Raw genomic sequence first — 18,028 nt, 5'->3', positions numbered from 1 at the left:
CCTGATGGATTTATCGATTAGCCCAGGCCTACTCATCAGCCTGATTATTGTTGTCATTGGCGTGCTCATCATCTCAAAAGGATTGGTCATTGTTCGCCAGTCAGAAGTGATGGTGATTGAGCGTCTAGGATCGTTTCACCGCGTGCTTGAAAGCGGCATCAATATCATTATTCCTTTTATTGAGCAGCCACGCGCGATCACAATGCTGCGCTATCGCAAGATGGGCGAAGATTACACCGCGATTACCAGCGATGAAATCCGCATTGATCGCCGTGAAACAGTCATGGACTTTCCTGGCCAACCGGTTGTCACCACGGATAACGTCACCGTGAGAATCAACGGCGCTCTTTACTATCAGATTATCGACCCCAAGCGAGCTGTCTATGAAGTAGAGAATATGAGCCAAGCAGTCGAGGTTCTGGCAAAAACCACGCTTCGCTCAGTGGTCGGCAAGATGGAACTAGATAAACTGTTTGAGTCTCGTGCCGAGGTTAACAATGAAATCCAGGCAGCGATGGAAGAGCCCGCTTCCAAGTGGGGTGTCAAAATCTCTCGGGTAGAGGTGCAGGATATCGCCATGCCGGAAGAGGTGGAATCTGCGATGCGCCTGCAAATGGCCGCTGAACGTAAACGCCGCGCGACGGTAACAGAAGCAGAAGGTGAAAAATCTGCGGCCATTGCGATGGCTCAAGGGCAGCGCGAGTCGGCCATTCTTAACGCCCAGGGCGATAAAGAATCAGCGATTTTACGCGCCCAAGGTGAGCAGGAATCCATCAAACTCGTGCTTAGCGCCATCGGTGACAGCGAAGAGAACAAGCGCACGGTGGTGGGCTACCTACTTGGCCAAAGCTACATCAAAGGGCTGCCCAACATGGCGAAAGACGGTGAGCGTGTATTCGTGCCTTACGAGTCCTCTGCCCTGCTGGGGTCAATGGGTATGTTCCGTGAAATGGCGGGTTCACCTGAAGACACTGTCGCTAATCATCTAAAAAACCGCAACAGCAGTGAGGGCGGCTTTCGCAGTGGCATCGTCGGCGGTGCAACAGCCTCTTAAAAAGCACTATTTCAATAATACAGCGCTAAGTGCTATTACTAGTAGCTGCGCAAAGCCTGCCAGGGCTGGTCCAAGAGAGGCCCAGCCCTTCCCCTCACCTCCCGCGTAACGTTTTTTAACGTTGAAGTAACTGCCATTATCCTGGGCTTGTTTTTAGTTAAACTGGTGGCTGGCTTTGATGTTTGCATCATGCGCGCCTCAATCAATCAGTGGGCTTGGATTGAAGCACTTATCAGCAGAAGGATCGTAATCAGGAGATTAGACGTTCATCATGCTGCCTCGTTGGCTTGCCATACGTCATTTCACCCAGTTGCTCCTAATACTGGCCACGCTTGTAATGTTTCCAAGTGGGCTTTTCGCTGCCTCCCCGCCACAACCACTGCAAAATTGGGAATATCGCTGGGGCGATTCTCCTCAGGCTTCTACTAGCCATCCACTTTGGCTGCAAAGCAATACAACAGAGTGGCAAACCATTGACTCTCCCTCCAATCCGCCTGGCCGTGAGGGGCACGAGCATCTCTGGTTACGCACAACACTGCCCGCCGGTGACTGGAACGACCCAGTTCTTTTTATCACCAGCATTAATCTTATCGGACAAGTTTATCTGGGTGACCAACTCATCTATCAATACGGAGAGTTTGACGATCAGGGCAAAGGAGATTTTGCTGGTTGGCCCTGGCATATGATCGACTTACCCGAAAATGCCGCCGGACAACAACTCACCTTTCGGCTCTATTCGTACTACACCAGTATTGGCCTATGGGGCCAAGTGCAAGTGATGGAGCGTATTGACGTACTGAAGCAAGTTATTCATGACTCCGCTCAGGACCTGGGCGTGAGCGCACTGGTATTGGTGCTAGCGATCCTGGCTAGCATTTTCGCGTTGATAGGCCCGCAGCGCCAAGGCTTCGGTGCCATTGCACTATTTGCCTATGCTTCGGGACTGATGTTGCTTGCTGAAACCCCTGCTCGCCAGCTAATTTCAGATGGCGCTTTGGGTTGGGACATGTTGCGGGCTGGAAGTTACTATACCCTGCCAGTGGCATTGGGGTTGTTGCTCAGCGACTGGTTAGAAGGCACTGCGAAACGTTGGATAACACGATTATGGGTTATCCACTTGATGTATCTCGTTTTTGCCATGGGCTTGGTGCAGTTTGGTGTGATCAGCCTTTCACTCACCTTTCCTATCTTTGACGTACTGCTAGCTATCACACTTCCCATGATGCTGGTGCTAGCACTCATGCGCTTTCAACGGTTAACGCTCGAACAGCGGCTACTGGTAGTGAGCTTTATGTTTTATGCACCATTGTTGCTAGCCGATATGATTGTTGCCCACGGCTTTGTGACCTGGCGCAGCGTGCCATTGAGCTATGGTTCGTTAGCTTTCGCAGTCGCGAACGCTGCTATTTTTCTGTGGCACTATCGCCATACTCAACAACAGCTTGCTCTAGCGAATGAAACCCTTGAGCAACAGGTGGCGTCCCGGACAGCTGATCTCGACCGACTCGTTGAGGAGTTAGATGGCTTATCACGCAAAGATCCATTAACGGGCCTGCATAATCGCCGCCACTTCGACACAGCATTTGAGCACCAATGTCAGCGAGTACTACAACATGCCAGCCACCTTTCTGTGCTCATGTTGGATGTGGACTATTTCAAACAGATCAACGACGATTTTGGTCATGATGCAGGAGACGCTGTACTGGTGGACATCGCAGGGCTGCTGCGTCACCACCTACGTGATCTCGACGTCATCTGTCGTTTTGGTGGTGAGGAGTTTGTTGCTTTGCTGCCTGCCACATCGCAAATTGCTGCCGAGTCCAGGGCAAAAGCGCTGCTAATATCTATTTCCCAACAGGCATTTGCCCATCAGGATACTCCGCTACGGCGAATCACGCTTTCCTGTGGGGTGGCTACCTATCCTGATCACACTCAAGATCCTAAGAAGCTGCTACGACTTGCCGACGAGGCGCTTTATCAAGCAAAACACAGCGGACGAAACCGCTGTGTTGTTTGGGAAGACTCTCTTGAGGATCAAGGCTTTTTGTTCAGCAAACAGCAGACACTATGAACGTTAGTGGCGCGGCCTATTAAGCGGAATCCGTCGCCAAAAAGTGCTCCACGAACACTTGGTAGTCTTGAAAAACGCAGTCGGCATACGCAATTGCAAGGGTCGACACCACCTCAATAAACTGCGTTTCGCGACCTTCTAAACGCTGACATACCGCGTTGGCAAATGGCGCTGAATGACCTCGGTGAAGCGCCTGGGCACCGCGAAGATGTTCACGTGCCAGAATTTCACCCCATTGGCGCGCCAGCTTGCGGTAGGACTTACCCCCTGAAAGCTTGTGAGTAGGCACGTCTTTTTTGAACGGAGAGCGCTCTCGGACCGAAAACACTTTGCCGTTTATGGCCAGCCAGCCCAAGTAGGCGTCCGGATGTTCGGCAATGGCATGAAACGCCGCCGCATGACGGATGCCTTCATTAGGAAATAACTTTCGCCACGCCTGCTGTTGGGTTTTATTCATTAAGCCGTAAGCTTCCGGCGTTACTTGTTCTTTAACATCTAATATAACGTCATCGTGTTCATGATCCGCCCCACCCTCAATCAATACGTAGTAACGCTCGACACCTAATGAGCCCGTTCCCGCATCCAGGCGTCGGGCGGTATCTTTTACACGAAAGTGCTTTGGGTCATTCTCTTTTATCGGATGCTGTAGCGTCTGTTGATACTCTTGCTCAATCAAACGGCGCAGCTGGCTGGCGACATCTGCTGGTAAATTCGCTAGCTTCCCAGGTCGCTCAGCGAACATACGCCCTTTCTGACTATCGAGGGTTGTCCATTTTTCCAGCATACGCGCCCGACTCTGCTTATCGGCGACTTTGCCCATGAAAGGCTTGAGTGGGCCTTTGGCGCTATCCAAAGTCACCGCATCAATGAACAGTTCTTTAGTATGAGCATCTTTTGCATGAGCTTCTTGGGTATAACCCGCTAGCGTATGAATGTAACCCTCTAACAGCTTTTTCAGCGCTTTATCAGTCGCTTTAGAACTTAACGCTGCGTTTTCACGGCTATCCAACACCACACTGATCGCTAGCCGCCATACATCGTATTGATAGTCGCCGATCAATGCGTCGTCGAAGTCATCCATGCCGTAGCGCACTTGGTCATCGTGGTGACCATAAGCACCAAAGTTATAAACGTGCGCATCGCCTTGGAGCCACGTTTGGGTATTAGGCCATCCGCCGAATAGCGCAAAACGCCAGTCGTGCCAAACGTCTTGCCAATACAAGTGATTAGTTCCACGGAAAAATCGGTAGGGAGACGCGGCCATCTTGGCGTACTTTGCTTGGCGGTGCGCTGCATTTAGCGGCGCATTCACCTGCTGAATCGCCTCAATCACCTGCTGTGGGCGGTTATGCCCGGTTAGTGCATGGCTCATGGCGTTGCCTTTATCAGTGCGTAACAAGCATTCTGCTATATAGCCTAGGAGATAAACGTTAAGAGATTAAGTCATTTGAAAATTATGCCCATATCCAACTAGCAAGCGCGGTCAGATTGAGCAGCACCGTCATCCAAAATATACGCCTGAAGGCACGCTTTTGTGTTTTGTGGCGAAGCCATTGCTGTGCAACCATTGCCCCGGGCCAGCCGCCCAATAGTGACAACACATGCAAGGTATTTTCGGAAATCCGCTGCGCGTTTTTTTGTGCAGCGGATTTATCTACCGCATAAGTAAGACATGTCACCACACTGACCGCTAGGTAGATGAACAGCAACCACATAGGTAGCTTTTCGATGACGACCGCGACGGCCAGTAGCGCAAAAAATGTCAGCGTTATGACTAGTGACCGCCCCACAGTGCCTTTCACGTGCCGAGGTGCGCTAGCCTTTCTATTCAACATGATGGTTTTGCTCCTCTCCTTGAGCCTCGATTATTCTGTTGATGAGCCCCCATCACAACGACAGCAAATCAACGCAGACACTCACGAACGCCCCACCGCTCAAAAGCTCGGCTATTCGTGTTCTTGCAAAGCAGCTAAAAGCGGGCTTTCTGCCAACGAACCGCCCCAGCCATCGCTGTGCACCAACTCATTTAATGAAAGCCGGGAGCGCCAGCCTTTTGCTTCCAGCTCTGGCTGATCTAAAAACTCACTGACATAACCAAGGCAAAGATAAGCCAACGGATAAACATGTTCAGGCAACTTCAACGCCGTGCCTAGCTGATCTTGGTCAAGAATACTTACCCAGCCAACGCCAATGCCTTCTGCCCGTGCCGCTAGCCAGAGGTTTTGCACGGCTAAACACGTGCTGAAAAGGTCGGTATCCACAATGCTATTGCGCCCTAGCACATGGGGGCCGCCTCGGCTACGGTCACAAGTAATGCAGAGATTAATCGGACTTTCCAAAATGCCTTGTAGTTTCAAGCCTTGGTAGCGCTCCTTGCGTTCTCCCTCAAACCGCTCGGCGGCTTTTTGGTTTTCTTGCTCGAACATCGCCACTATCGACGCTCTAACCTCGCGGCTTTTGATCACAACAAAATCCCAGGGCTGCATAAACCCTACTGAAGGTGCGTGGTGGGCAGCCTTTAGCAGTCTTGCTAAAATCTCGGGGGCAATGGGATCAGGTAAGAACTGTGAGCGCACATCGCGCCGCTCATAAATGGCGCGGTATAGCCCGTGCTTTTCAGCGTCTGAAAAGTGGTGGCTTGGAGTACTCATTGGGTGTAAGGCCTTTGATAATACAAATATAAGTGCAGCCTACCCCAGAACGTTGCTGCGTTCATGAATAGAGCAGCAACAGAGTTAGATTCCAAGCAGCGGTGAGTCGAGTGATCTGGACCTGCTAACGCCCCAGCCCGCTAATACCACCGACCAGGGCGATGACACAGGATGATCGCTAGAATGAAACAGGCTTCATTTTCGTAGCCAGCTCGTCATCTATTGCATTCGCACGTTTGGCGGCGGGCCTGCTTTCAGTGCGCTCTATGTATTCTTTGAACACCTCTTTTGGCGGAATGTTTTTCTGCATTATTTCCCACCATAGGTAGCTGCTGAGCAAGATATCCGCTGCGGTGAATTGATCGCCACAAATATACGGCGTTTTTTCCAGCGCCCTTTCCAGAGTATTAATACTGTCTTCTAGGCGGCCACAGCCAACGGCCTGGGCGTTACTGTCATCAATTTTCCACCCATAGGCCATTGCACTGGTGGCCATCTCAAAGGGACCGGCCATGAAAAACAGCCAGCGACAGTAAGCACCGCGTGCAGGGGATTCCAACGGCGGAGCCAGCTTTTTATCTGGAAACTGATCTGCTAGATAAGCCAAGATGGCCGCGACCTCGGTGACGACAGTGTTGCCGTGCTTGATCGCCGGTATTTTACCCATGGGATTAATGGCTAAGTACTCCGGACTTTTCATCTCAGCGCCGTACTCCATGGCCTTTGTCACGTAGGAAATACCTAGCTCTTCTAGCATCCAGCGCACCACACGGCCGCGGGACATAGGGTGAGTGTAAAAAATTAGTTCTGACATGCTGATCTCCTTTTTCAGTCAATGCTTCAGATGACGTGAGTTACTGCGAGATCAGGTTAATTTGTAAATAGGTGAGAACTTGTCCTATATAAACGCAATAATTTAATTCGTCTGCAATGCTTGAGTTCAGGCTTCAAAACTCGTTCCAGGAGGAAGGCCGCATGGCGAACCCCACAACACGCGTGCTTGCTGTGCTTGAATTATTGCAGACCCATGGACAGATGGGCAGTGCCGAACTAGCAGAGCGCCTCGGCGTCGACCGACGCACCATCCGTCGTTACATGACACTGCTGGAAGACATGGGCGTGCCGATTTTGACCGAGCAAGGACGTTACGGCGGCTACCGGTTAGTGGCTGGGTTTAAGCTCCCACCGATGATGTTTACCGACGAAGAGACCCTCGCTATATCCCTGGGGTTGCTAGCCGCCCACCAGCTTGGCCTTACGGAAGCAGCTCCCGCCATTGCCAGTGCTCAGGCGAAACTTGAGCGAGTGATGCCCGCCAACCTTAAAAGCCGCATGCGGGGTGTTAGTGATACCACTCGGGTAATTCTACCCCGTGGTGCACCCAGCCTTGATAACCGAGCTCTTGAAACGCTGACCAAAGCCACAGAAACCATGCGAACGGTGGGGCTTATCTACCACTCTCCACAGCAGGGACCGATAGCGCGTAGAATTGACCCCTACGGCCTAGTTTTTCAGTTGGGACGCTGGTATGTCGCTGGCTTATGTCATTTGCGGGGGGCTATGCGGTCCTTTCGTCTGGATCGTATCAGCGATGTTCACCTTCAGTGCGATACATTTATGCGCCCAGCCAATTTCGATGCGGCGGATTTTTTGAGTGAAAGCTTTTCGTCCTGGAGCCAACCCTATGAGGTGTCGCTAATACTCCACACCGATCTCAACACCGCTAATGCCGTATTCGGTTTCCAGGCTCTTTGTGCAAGCCCCCACGAACAGGTGGAAGGCGGGCTGCTAATCAATACCCAAACCGACAGTTTCGAGTGGCTTGCCAGTTGGCTGGCACAGCTCCCATTTCGGTTCACCGTACTGAAGCCAACGGCGTTGAAGGATGCCTTGCGTGAACGAGCCAATGATTTACTGGCAAGTTGTGGGAACTCTGTTAGCGACGCTAGTTAATAGCGAGATCAATTTAGTCGCCAGCGCAGCGGGATATATCCACTAGCCCTGTAAGGAGTAGTCAAATGACTTTCTGAGCAACAACGGTATAAATATGCCAATGCTTGGACTTGCCAAGCAGTGTCGTACCTTCCGTGTTGTGCTCAACAATATCTATTACCTTAAACTGATCCTTAAAAAGCGCTTGGATATCAGAATAGGTGTGTATCGATAAATCTCCTCGCCCCATTTTTGCCCAGGTGTCATTGGGGCCCATAAAATGGCCACAGAATACACCGCCCTTCAATAGTGAACGCGTAAGGTTTTGCCAAGCGCTGGCAAATAGCCCAGGATCACAAAAAAATAGGCTTGAGCATGCATTAATGGGCGCCGTTTTTGGATACACAAACCGCTCAAAGCTGCACACTTGAGAAATTAGAGTTTGATTAATATAGCGCCCTCCAACCTCCTCTAATCGAGCTATCGCCACATCACTTTTATCATAGGCATGCACCGTATAGCCGTGCTCCATCAAGAACAGTGCATCGCGCCCTGCTCCGCAGCCTGCATCAACGGCAACCCTAGGCAAGGTAGTGTCTACAACGCCAAGCGCCCGCTTTAATGGCGGATAAACCGCAGCGCTGAGTGACTTTTCGAGATATGTTTGCTCGCTCATTCCAACACCTCAACACTTTTATAAGTGAGCGCAGCATATATCGATGTGTAAGCGGTTATGGCACATATTACTGTTGCTCCAATCCCGCTAAAAACTGCTTCAGCAGAGCATCTAATTGCGCCAGTTGTTCTTCACTTAAGCCGCTAGTGAGCTGCGCCTGAGCTTCCACATGAGCGGTAACCGCCTCATCAATCAATTCAAAACCACGCTGTGAAAGAGAGATCAAAAAACCGCGCCCATCCTCTGGGTTTTTGACCCGCTCAATCAAACCAGCCTTTTCCAACAGGTTGATACGGTGAGTCATGGTGCCAGAGGTCACCATCGTGGAAGCCATCAACCCCCCTGGCGACAACGCAAATGGGGGGCCTTCTCGACGAAGGGTCGCCAAAACGTCAAAGCTTGCACCATTCAGCCCGTACTTTGTCCAGGTTTTTTCTAGTTCACGGTTTAAGCAGTAGTTCAGTCGCTTAATCCGTCCAAGGGTGGCCATCGGTGCAACATTAAGGTCAGGCCTTTCCTGCCGCCACTGATTAAGAATGCTATCCACATGATCCCTATCCACATGATCCATAGAAGTACTGCGCTCCTAATTATTGCTCAGCTCATTTATCTTGACGTCAAGAAACCCGGCATATATCTTGATATCAAGACATCAATCGAGAGCGTATCTGATGACATTATCAAACACAATTGCAACACACTCACCAAAAAGGGTCTGGCTTGCTCCACTGATTTACCTACTATCAGGTGGAGCACTACTTGGCCTATCGACAAATTTGGCTAAACTTGCCGGGGAAATGCAGCTATCAGCACTCGCATTTCTGTTTTGGTCAATCACAGGGGCTGCGCTTATTTTGCTGGCCATCTCAGCAATACGCGGCCATTTACCGCCTATCAACCTCCGCACCGTCGAGTATTACTCAGTATCCGCACTGCTTGGCGTGGCTGGCTCTAACTTGATCTTTTTCTCCGCTATCCCGCATGTGGGTGCTGGGTTCGTTGCGCTGATCATTACGCTACCGCCGCTTCTCACCTACGTTGGTGCGCTGTTATTGAAAATAGAAAAGTTTCAATTTATTCGAGCGGCTGGCGTTATGTCTGCGCTGTTGGGTGCTATCACCTTAGCCGCCAATAAGCTTTCAGCGCCTGATGCCGATCACTTATGGATCCTCATTGCCCTGGCTGGGCCAGTGCTATTAGCCATCGGCAACGTTTACCGAACATTACGCTGGCCTGAAGGCGTATCCAGCGATGCGCTAGCCCCCGGCATGCTCATCGCCGCCGTTGTAATCCTGTTAGGAGTAGGGTTTTTACCGGTTTTTTCATTAAATGTTCCAACTCAACACCACTTGCCCATCATGCTGATTGCGCTCCAAGCGCTAGTGTTCGCTGGCCAATTCTTACTACTGTTCCTGCTGCAGAAAAGCGGTGGCCCTGTGTTCCTGAGCTTACTGGGTTCCGTTGGAGCTGTCGTGGGGGTGCCTGTTGCCATCTTCCTCCAGGGAGAAGCCGCCCCTGAGGGCTTACTACTAGGCATCGTATTAATTGGCGCAGGTGTTTTCCTGCTCAACATTGGCAAAGCCAATCCGCTTCCTAGCGCTGACCAAATCAACAACAACCCATCCAAGATTAACTAAGCCTAGATTAACTAAATCAAGGAATAACTATCATGAAAATCGCGATATTGGGTGCCGCAGGCGACGTTGGAACACGCCTTATGAGTGAAGCGTTAGCACGAGGACATCACGTCACTGGCGTAGTAGGAGCTGAAAATCAGCGTAATAAGCTGCCTGCTGAGGCAAGCTACTGTGTCGCCGATATATCCGACCCGCACCAGTTAGCGCAGGTGGTTGAGGGCAAAGATTTACTGATCAGCGCTGTTCGTCCACCAGAGGGGCAAGAAGCGCTGTTGGTGACTAACGGATGTGATATCTAGAGAGCGCCCTCGCAGAACAACGTGTGGCTCGATTACTAACCCCAGGACGCAACGGTGAGACGGTCTTAACAGCCACAGACTTCCTACCGGTGACGGCATTAGAAATTGCCAAGGTTTGCCAAGCACAATATTAACGGTGCCTTGCTGAAACGCGCACAGCGTGGACAAGAACGGAGAGTCTCGTATTTCAATGGAGGATTTTGCGGTGGCGATGCTCGATGAAGCAAAAACGCCAAGGCAGTGCCTTGGCGTTTTTGCGTACTGAGCTAGAGTGGTTAACTCAATTGGAACGGATAGACAGGCCCAACCTTTAGCAATTGCGTTAGCTCGTCCAGCGCGGTGAGCACTTCAGTGGCGAGCTGGGGGTCGGCAAGGTCATCTGCCGCTAGGCGATCACGGTAGTGGCGATTAACCCAGGCGGTCAGGTCATCGTACAGCGCATCATTCATTAACACGCGGCCGGTCAACGCTGCCTGTTCAGCTTCCGATAAAGCAACACGCAAACGCAGGCAGGCGGGGCCACCGCCGTTGCGCATGCTCTGCTTAACATCTTTAACGACCACTTCACCAATAGGGTTATTGCCCGCCAGAATAAAGTCCTGAATCGTGCGCCAGACGGCTTCGCGCTCTTGGCATTCGCTGGGCACTACCAGCGTCATGGTGCCGTCCGGGTTGGAAAGTAGCTGGGAGTTGAACAAGTACGATGCTACCGCATCTTCCATGCTCACCGCGTCTAACGGAACTCGCACCGGAATCAGTGGCGTAGACATTTTGGCGCGCAGCTCATCCAAGGTGCGCGTTTCATCCCAAAAGGCCATTTCGTGATAGAGCAGCACGGGGCCATTACCCACGGCAATCACATCGTTATGGAAGACACCCGCGTCGATGGCATCTGGGTGCTGCTGAGCAAACACCGTTTGTGCATCCGTTAGCCCATGCTGGCGGGCCACCGCTTGACTGGCTTCCAGGGTTTGCCGAGCGGGGAAGCGTTTTGGCTCACGCTCACCGCTACGCACGTCACCAAATGCTTGGCGACCATACACAAACAGGTGAACACCTGGCTCGCCATGTTCACCGCATAGTCGGGTATGATTCGCGGCACCTTCATCAGAAAAGGCAGGCGTTGCAGGCAGTACTGGATGGTGAGCAAAGTGCTGTTCATCGTGGAAAATAGCCTGTAGCACACGACCGGTGGTTTGCGGCTCCAGGTAGCGATGAAAGCTCGACTGTAGGTTCGCTGGTGTGAAATGCACCCGGCGATCAGGCGCGTCAATACTGGGGGTAACGGTGCCTGCGTTGGCCGTCCACATGCTGGAAGCCGAGCAAACCGCCCGCAGCAGCTGAGGGGCCTCTTTTGCAGCTCGGGTGAGCACGTCACTATTACTGCCGCTGAAACCTAAATCTCTTAGTGCGCCTACATCCGGGCGCTGTTGAGGAGGCAGGACGCCCTGGGCGTAGCCCGCGTCCATCAGCGACTTCATCTTGGCAAGCCCCTGTAACGCGCCCTCTTTCGGGTTGGAAACCAACCCACCATGACTCATAGACGCCACGTTGCCGTGGGCCAGACCTGAGTAGTTATGGGTTGGCCCTACCAAACCGTCAAAATTGACTTCTCTGACGTTGCTATTCACTACGTTGCTATTCACCACGTCGCTCATAGGTTGACTCCCGGCGGCAGAGTTTCTGGCATTTCCAAGGTGTCGGCTTCCATAGACGCCACCGGGTAAGCGCAGTAGTCCGCCGCATAGTAAGCGCTTGGGCGATGGTTACCGCTGTCGCCTACGCCGCCAAAGGGGGCGTCGCCAGAGGCACCTGTGGTTTGGCGGTTCCAGTTAACAATCCCTGCACGAATGCGCAGCAGAAAGTCGTCCCAGTCAGCTTTATCGCCACCGATGAGTCCTGCAGACAAGCCATAGCGTGTATCGTTAGCCAGCGCTAACGCTTCATCCCAATCGCTGTAACGATGGATTTTCAGCAACGGGCCGAAATGCTCCTCGTCGGGCACGTCCATTCCCGTTACATCAATCAATGCAGGGCTTAATAGGCTGGTGTTATCTTTAAGGCGTTGCATACGGTTAATCACCGTACCGCCCATGGCCTCCAGCTCGTCTTGCGCCTTGAGCAAACCATCGGCAGCCGCCACGCTGACCAAACCGCCATAGAACGGCGCAGCAGGTGCTTCCTCAAACTGTCCGGCCACATGTAGCTTGGCGATAGCATCAGAAAGTGCGTCGATCAGGCGGTCACCGACCTCTCCATTCGGCACCATCAAACGACGGGCACAGGTACAGCGCTGGCCGCCGGATAAAAACGCCGACTGCAAAATAGTCAGTACGGCAGCACGCTCATCGTCGACATCTTTCACTATTAACGGGTTGTTGCCGCCCAGCTCCAAGGCGAGGATTTTATCCAACTGCCCGGCGAACTGCTGCTGCAGCATGCCACCCACTTTCGCGCTACCAGTAAACAGCAGGCCATCGATACCTGGATGCGCTGCTAAGGCTTGCCCTACAGCGACACCACCCTGTACTAAGTTAATCACCCCAGCAGGCAGCCCCGCTTCCACCCAGCATTGCAGAGTTAAATCGGCAGTAAGCGGCGTTTGGTCGCTGGGTTTAAACACCACGGTATTGCCAGCGAGCAACGCGGGCACCATATGGCCGTTGGGCAGGTGGCCGGGGAAGTTGTAGGGGCCAAATACCACCATGACACCGTGAGGGCGATGACGCAGTACGGCTTTCGCACTACCCACTTCTTTTTCTCGCTCACCCGTGCGCTCATGGTAGGCCTTGATAGATAGCGCCACCTTACCGACCATCGCACCAGCTTCAGTGCGTGCTTCCCAAAGCGGCTTGCCGGTCTCAGAGGCAATCGCTACCGCTAAGTCTTCGCGGCGGGCCGTCAGCACGTCAACAAACCGTTCAACAAGTGCTTGGCGCTCAGCAAACGTTGTGCGCGCCCATTCAGGGAAAGCCACACGCGCGGCATCGATAGCGGCGCCAACCTGTGCGTTTGAAGCCGAAGCACCTTGCCAAAGCAGTGTTCCCGCAACAGGATCGTGCTTTGTGAAGGTGTCGGCATCGCCCGTTACCCAGGCGCCGTTAATCAGTTGCTGCTGTTGGGCGTGCATCGTTATCTCCTTCCCTTATGCGAGCTTGTTATGTGTACTTGTTCTTAAAAGCTATTGTGAAAAACTATCGTAAAACGCTATTTTTGAAGAGCTAGGTTTCCAACAAACGAACGTGGTCACCCGTTGTCACACCCAGGCGGTCCGCTTCTTGCTGGTTAAGCACGATAGTGTTTTCCTGGGTAGGCGCGCGGCCTATCCAACTAGCGGTGAAGTTAAGCATCTCGGTAGTGGCTGCCAGCCAGCGGCTAACGCTCTCGTCTGGTGCGCTTTGTGAAACTTCCACCTGGCAGAGCCGTGAATTACGAATCGCCCGCACGTCGTCAATATAGGCCTCCACCGTGGGGCCACCATCGAAAATATCGACATAGCCTTCCCAGCGTAGTCCTTCTTTCTTGAGCATTTCCAAAGCGGGACGCGTATGGCGGTGCACTTGGCCAATGCAGGCACGCGCCTCTTCCGACATAAACGTGGTGTAGATCGGAAACTTAGGCATCAGCTCGCCGATAAAGCTTTTCTGCCCCAGACCGGTTAACCGATCGGCTTCGTTAAAGTCCATGGGAAAGAAGTGTTTACCCAGACTTTCCCAAAAAGGGCTGGTGTTATGTTCATCAAACACACCACGCATTTCCGCCAATACTTTCTGCGGAAAACGGTCACGAAACTGAGCAATAAACAGCCAACGCGCTTTGGAAAGAAGTGCACCATTACGTAGGTGTTTATTCGCTTCGCCGCGATATTCAGGGCGTAAGAACAGCGAGCACACTTCCGCATCGCCGGTGTGATCGGAGCTTAAAAATAGCGTGTCAATCGTACGGTGCAAGTCTAACTGCACCGAAGAGTGTGCCAATGTGCCTAACCGATAATTATAAAACGGCACTTCGCGACCTACTTGGCCCTCGATGGCACAACAACCGGCCAGTTCTCCATTCTGCTCATCTTCCAGTACAAAGAAGTAGAGTCGATCATCGGCGGGTGTGCGCTCTTCAAAGGCACGGGCGGCAGCTTCAATTTTGCCAGCCAAAAACTCACGGTTATCCGGCAGTGAGGTAAAGCCAACGCCTGCCTGTTGCGCAAGTGCCTGGAGCCCATCCAAATCGTCGCGGGCAATGGGTCGAATGCGCATTACATCTCTCCTTCATCAAGCGCATCTACCGCGCTTGGCAGGGTTAACGGCGCTGCCAGCACCGCGCGCCCCTCTTCAACACCTAACCGTTCAGCGTGCTGCGGTGAAAGCATCAATTGTCCGGTAGGCGAAAGCGCATAACGCGCCACAATACAACGGAAATCGCCTAAGGTTTGGTTGGCAATCATCGCTGGCTCTGCATCGGGCAGTGCGTGCTCAGGACGTACCCTGACCGGATGCCAAGCAGCACGACGGAAGGTTTCCAATCGCTCACGCTCAGCTTTTACAATCGGCCCTGCGTCGAAAATATCGACATGGCGAGAACGCACAAAGCCTTCTGCCAACATTTCTGCTAGCGCGTCTTCATGGGCGGGGTGCTCTCGGCCAATAGCAGCTCGCGCCTGAGGCGTTAGCAGCGGTAGATAAAGCGGAAACTGCGGCATCACTTCAGCAATGAAACTTTTCGAGCGAACGCCAGCCATGTGATTCATTTCTTGGAAGCTGCGCGCAAAAAAGTGACGACCAACGCTTTCCCAAAAAGGCGACTCATTTTTGCTATCCAGATAGCCCGGAAAGGCGACCGCCAGAATGCGTGAAAAACGCTCAGGGTATTGGGCAATAAACATCAGTCGCGCACGGCGTAACAGGCTTTCTGCACTGGTACCTTTGTAGCGCGGGTTAAGCGACAGCGCGCAGAGCAGCGTGGCATCAGAAGCTTCGTGAGAAAGCGCTAAGGTTTGCACTTCTCGACGCACATTCAGCTGTTGGGAAGCATGAATCAGCGTTTCCTGGCGATAGGTGTAGTAGGCTTCCGCTGCACCTGCCTGGGCACGAATGGTCGCCGTGCCTAGCACTTCCTCACGATCATCATCCGCCAGTACAAACATATAATGTTCGTTACCAGGGAACTCTATTTCACTGTTAAAGGCTTCCTGGGAGCGCACAATGCGCTCCTCAAGCCGATCACGGTTGGCGGGCAGATTGGTGAGCCGCGGCACCGCGTGCTCTGCCAACTGCTCCAGGGCTGGAAGGTCAGCCATTGTTACCGGTCGGATTACCAGCATCCTTAACGCCCCCTCTTGTGTGGCTTCTTGCCTATTCATGCGCTGGCAACTAGCCGCTCAATAGCACGTTCTAGACGCGCCATACCTTCAGCAATATCTTCTTCTGGAATGACTAAAGATGGCGCCATACGCAGCACGTTGGGGCCAGCAATCAGTGCCATCACGCCCTCTTCAATAGCGAGAGGTAGAATGTCTTTAGCGCGACCTTCAAAGGCATCCGACATTTGTGCGCCCATTAGCATTCCCATGCCGCGAATCTCTTTAAACACGCCATGCTTGCGGTTAATGGTTTCTAAATGCTCGCGGAACAGGTCGTGACGATGCTTAACGCCGTTAAGCACCTCGGGGGTGTCAATGAATTCCACGGCCGCTAGAGCAACCGCAGACGCCAGCGCATTACCACCATAGGTAGAGCCGTGAGTACCAATTGCTAGAGATTTCGCAATCGCATCCGTGGTTAAGGTGGCACCTACCGGAAAGCCACCGCCCAGTGATTTGGCACTGGTGAGAATATCGGGGGTGATACCGAAGTTTTTGTAGGCGTAAAGTTCACCGCTGCGGCCAACACCCGTTTGTACTTCGTCAAAAATCAGCAACGCGTTGTGTTCGTCGCACAGATCGCGCAGGCCCTGAAGAAACTCTTGGGTCGCAGGAACGATACCGCCTTCGCCCTGCATCGGCTCAACCATAATGGCGCAGGTGTCATCGCCCACTAGCTTGCGCACGCTTTCCAGGTCATTGAAGTTGGCATGCAGAATGCCGCCAGGCACTGGGCCAAAGCCTTGAGAGTACTTGGGCTGACCACCCACGCTCACAGTGAAGAAAGTGCGGCCATGGAAAGACTGATAAAACGAAATGATTTTATCTTTATGCTCGCCATGGTGGTCTACCGCCCAACGGCGGGCTAGCTTAAGCGCGGCTTCGTTAGCTTCGCCACCGGACGAGCACAAGAACACTTTGTCGGCAAAGGTGCGCTCAGTGAGTGTTTTGGCAAGCGCCAGCGCTGGCTCGTTGGTGAACACATTAGACAAGTGCCAAAGCTTTTCGCCCTGCTCTTTAAGCGCATTCACTAGCACCGGATGACAGTGGCCAAGCGAGTTCACTGCAATACCACCAGCAAAGTCAATATATTCACGCCCCTGCTGATCCCACAAGCGGCTGCCTTCGCCACGCACTGGAATAATCTGTTGTGGCGAGTAGTTTGGCGCCATGTAGTTATCGAAATCCTGACGGCTTGGGGTGTAGCTCATGGGACGATACCTCCGGTGGAGTAAAGGATAGATTCAGTATACGGGGGGCAATAGACGCCGTGCTTTCAGTATTGGGACGGTAAATTATGAAAAGCCGCGCTTATCCAAGCCGTTCTTCCCGCGGTGTAATGCCAAAGTGATTACGATAGGCGGTAGAAAAGTGCGCACCAGAAGAGAATCCGGTCATCAGCGCGATATCACCTACCGGCCGATCACTCTCTCTTAATTGTTTACGCGCATCTTGTAGGCGCAAATCCAGGTAATAGCGGCTAGGTACTGCCTGCAGATACTTTTTGAACAGTCGCTCTAACTGGCGCCGAGAAATACCCAAATGCTCGGCCAGCTCTAGCGTAGAAAGCGGCTCTTCAATATTCGCTTCCATTAACGTAACAGCATCCACCAGACTTTGCGGCGCGTGGCCCAGGCGATTACGCAGCGGTACGTGCTGGCGTTCATCGGCTAAGCGAATGCGGTCGCAGACAAACTGCTCGGAAACCTGCTCGGCAAGGCGCTGGCCGTGATGCTTGCCAATCAGCGTTAGCATCATATCCATTGCAGCAGTGCCGCCGGCACAGGTTAACCGTTCGCGGTCAATTTCAAATAGCTGCTTGGAGAGCGTGACTTGGGGGTAAGCCTGCGCAAACGCATCGAATCGCTGCCAGGGTAGCGTGGCGCGGTAGCCTTCTAATAGCCCACAACGGGCAAGCACTTCAGTGCCTCCCGCAAGGCCACCAATAGCAACGCCTCTGCCCTGATGGCTGCGCAGCCATTCATTTAGCTTGGCGGGCAGCGCATAGGGCAGCGGCGTGGGGGCACACACCAATAGCATATCCAGAGGACCAAGCGGCGCGCCTAACACATGCTGAGCTAGCAAGGAAAGTTGCGCGCCGCTGCGCACAGGCTCATCGGTTAAGCTGAGCGTAACGGTGTGATAAAGCATCTGCCCGCTTAGCTGATTGGCCATTTGTAGCGGCTCGATAGCGCTCGCATGGGCCAACAGCGAAAAACCGGGCAGCAGCACAAAGGCCACCCGCCGACGCTCACTGGCGGATGACATCAACGTACTTGGGGACATAACAAGTTGCTTTGCTGCATAGAAATCGCCGCCAACTTAGGTAAATAGCTAGTCAAAAAGCCATCT

General features: G+C 52.8%; 17 protein-coding genes. 5 read left to right on the top strand and 12 right to left on the bottom strand.

Annotated features, from left to right (window positions below):
• Nucleotides 1-4: 4 nt before the first annotated feature.
• A complete protein-coding gene (locus tag L1X57_RS10740) occupies nt 5-1,054 on the top strand; it encodes an SPFH domain-containing protein (protein WP_039868519.1) in 1,050 nt (349 codons plus the stop codon).
• A gap of 271 nt (nt 1,055-1,325) precedes the next feature.
• Nucleotides 1,326-3,125 carry a GGDEF domain-containing protein gene (locus tag L1X57_RS10735; protein ID WP_009721564.1) on the top strand — a complete coding sequence of 600 codons (1,800 nt, stop codon included), beginning with the start codon at nt 1,326-1,328 and terminating at the stop codon, nt 3,123-3,125.
• Nucleotides 3,126-3,144: 19 nt separating this feature from the next.
• On the opposite strand, the gene L1X57_RS10730 is transcribed toward L1X57_RS10735, so the two are convergent.
• From L1X57_RS10730 to L1X57_RS10715, 4 genes are all read right to left on the bottom strand, one after another.
• Nucleotides 3,145-4,497, bottom strand: a complete 1,353-nt coding sequence (locus L1X57_RS10730; protein ID WP_009721563.1) for a DUF2252 domain-containing protein — start codon at nt 4,495-4,497, stop codon at nt 3,145-3,147.
• An 82-nt stretch (nt 4,498-4,579) separates the two neighbouring features.
• Nucleotides 4,580-4,960 carry a DUF1294 domain-containing protein gene (locus L1X57_RS10725; RefSeq protein WP_009721562.1) on the bottom strand — a complete coding sequence of 127 codons (381 nt, stop codon included), beginning with the start codon at nt 4,958-4,960 and terminating at the stop codon, nt 4,580-4,582.
• A gap of 111 nt (nt 4,961-5,071) precedes the next feature.
• Nucleotides 5,072-5,776 (bottom strand): 5,6-dimethylbenzimidazole synthase, encoded by a 705-nt coding sequence (gene bluB / locus L1X57_RS10720; protein ID WP_009721561.1) that lies wholly within the window; start codon nt 5,774-5,776, stop codon nt 5,072-5,074.
• Nucleotides 5,777-5,954: 178 nt separating this feature from the next.
• Nucleotides 5,955-6,590: a glutathione S-transferase family protein gene (locus tag L1X57_RS10715; protein WP_009721560.1), complete on the bottom strand. Its 636-nt coding sequence runs from the start codon at nt 6,588-6,590 to the stop codon at nt 5,955-5,957.
• 161 nt (nt 6,591-6,751) lie between these two features.
• On the opposite strand from L1X57_RS10715, the gene L1X57_RS10710 reads away from it, so the two are divergent.
• Nucleotides 6,752-7,729 (top strand): helix-turn-helix transcriptional regulator, encoded by a 978-nt coding sequence (locus L1X57_RS10710; RefSeq protein WP_009721559.1) that lies wholly within the window; start codon nt 6,752-6,754, stop codon nt 7,727-7,729.
• A 61-nt stretch (nt 7,730-7,790) separates the two neighbouring features.
• Here L1X57_RS10710 and L1X57_RS10705 read toward each other — a convergent pair whose 3' ends face one another.
• Together L1X57_RS10705 and L1X57_RS10700 are read right to left on the bottom strand one after the other, a co-directional pair.
• The gene (locus L1X57_RS10705) at nt 7,791-8,384 is read right to left on the bottom strand and encodes a class I SAM-dependent methyltransferase (RefSeq protein WP_009721558.1); all 594 of its coding nucleotides are present in this window, start codon (nt 8,382-8,384) and stop codon (nt 7,791-7,793) included.
• Between the two features lie 67 nt (nt 8,385-8,451).
• Nucleotides 8,452-8,955 carry a MarR family winged helix-turn-helix transcriptional regulator gene (locus tag L1X57_RS10700; protein ID WP_009721557.1) on the bottom strand — a complete coding sequence of 168 codons (504 nt, stop codon included), beginning with the start codon at nt 8,953-8,955 and terminating at the stop codon, nt 8,452-8,454.
• 100 nt (nt 8,956-9,055) lie between these two features.
• Here L1X57_RS10700 and L1X57_RS10695 point away from each other — a divergent pair, with 100 nt between their 5' ends.
• Together L1X57_RS10695 and L1X57_RS10690 are read left to right on the top strand one after the other, a co-directional pair.
• A complete protein-coding gene (locus tag L1X57_RS10695) occupies nt 9,056-10,021 on the top strand; it encodes a DMT family transporter (RefSeq protein WP_009721556.1) in 966 nt (321 codons plus the stop codon).
• 32 nt (nt 10,022-10,053) lie between these two features.
• Nucleotides 10,054-10,320 (top strand): NAD(P)H-binding protein, encoded by a 267-nt coding sequence (locus L1X57_RS10690; protein ID WP_009721555.1) that lies wholly within the window; start codon nt 10,054-10,056, stop codon nt 10,318-10,320.
• 275 nt (nt 10,321-10,595) lie between these two features.
• On the opposite strand, the gene astB is transcribed toward L1X57_RS10690, so the two are convergent.
• The 6 genes from astB to L1X57_RS10660 form a co-directional block, all read right to left on the bottom strand.
• Entirely contained in the window at nt 10,596-11,978 is a 1,383-nt protein-coding gene (astB, locus tag L1X57_RS10685; protein WP_009721554.1) for an N-succinylarginine dihydrolase, read from the bottom strand.
• Complete coding sequence (astD, locus tag L1X57_RS10680) at nt 11,975-13,450, bottom strand: succinylglutamate-semialdehyde dehydrogenase (RefSeq protein ID WP_009721553.1); 1,476 nt, start codon at nt 13,448-13,450, stop codon at nt 11,975-11,977. The genes astB and astD overlap by 4 nt, the downstream gene beginning before the upstream one ends.
• Before the next feature lie 91 nt (nt 13,451-13,541).
• On the bottom strand, nt 13,542-14,573 hold the full coding sequence (gene astA / locus L1X57_RS10675) for an arginine N-succinyltransferase (RefSeq protein ID WP_009721552.1): 1,032 nt from the start codon (nt 14,571-14,573) through the stop codon (nt 13,542-13,544).
• Complete coding sequence (locus tag L1X57_RS10670; protein ID WP_009721551.1) at nt 14,573-15,637, bottom strand: arginine N-succinyltransferase; 1,065 nt, start codon at nt 15,635-15,637, stop codon at nt 14,573-14,575. Before L1X57_RS10670 ends, astA begins: the two co-directional genes overlap by 1 nt.
• Nucleotides 15,638-15,672: 35 nt before the next feature.
• Nucleotides 15,673-16,887: an aspartate aminotransferase family protein gene (locus L1X57_RS10665; protein WP_009721550.1), complete on the bottom strand. Its 1,215-nt coding sequence runs from the start codon at nt 16,885-16,887 to the stop codon at nt 15,673-15,675.
• 100 nt (nt 16,888-16,987) lie between these two features.
• Nucleotides 16,988-17,962 (bottom strand): GlxA family transcriptional regulator, encoded by a 975-nt coding sequence (locus L1X57_RS10660; RefSeq protein WP_186004627.1) that lies wholly within the window; start codon nt 17,960-17,962, stop codon nt 16,988-16,990.
• Between the last annotated feature and the right edge of the window lie 66 nt (nt 17,963-18,028).

This window comes from Halomonas sp. TD01, from assembly GCF_923868895.1.
In the GTDB taxonomy this organism is placed as follows: Bacteria; Pseudomonadota; Gammaproteobacteria; order Pseudomonadales; family Halomonadaceae; genus Vreelandella.
Note: the sequence above shows the minus strand (reverse complement) of the source record. Positions and strands in the feature narration are given on the sequence as shown.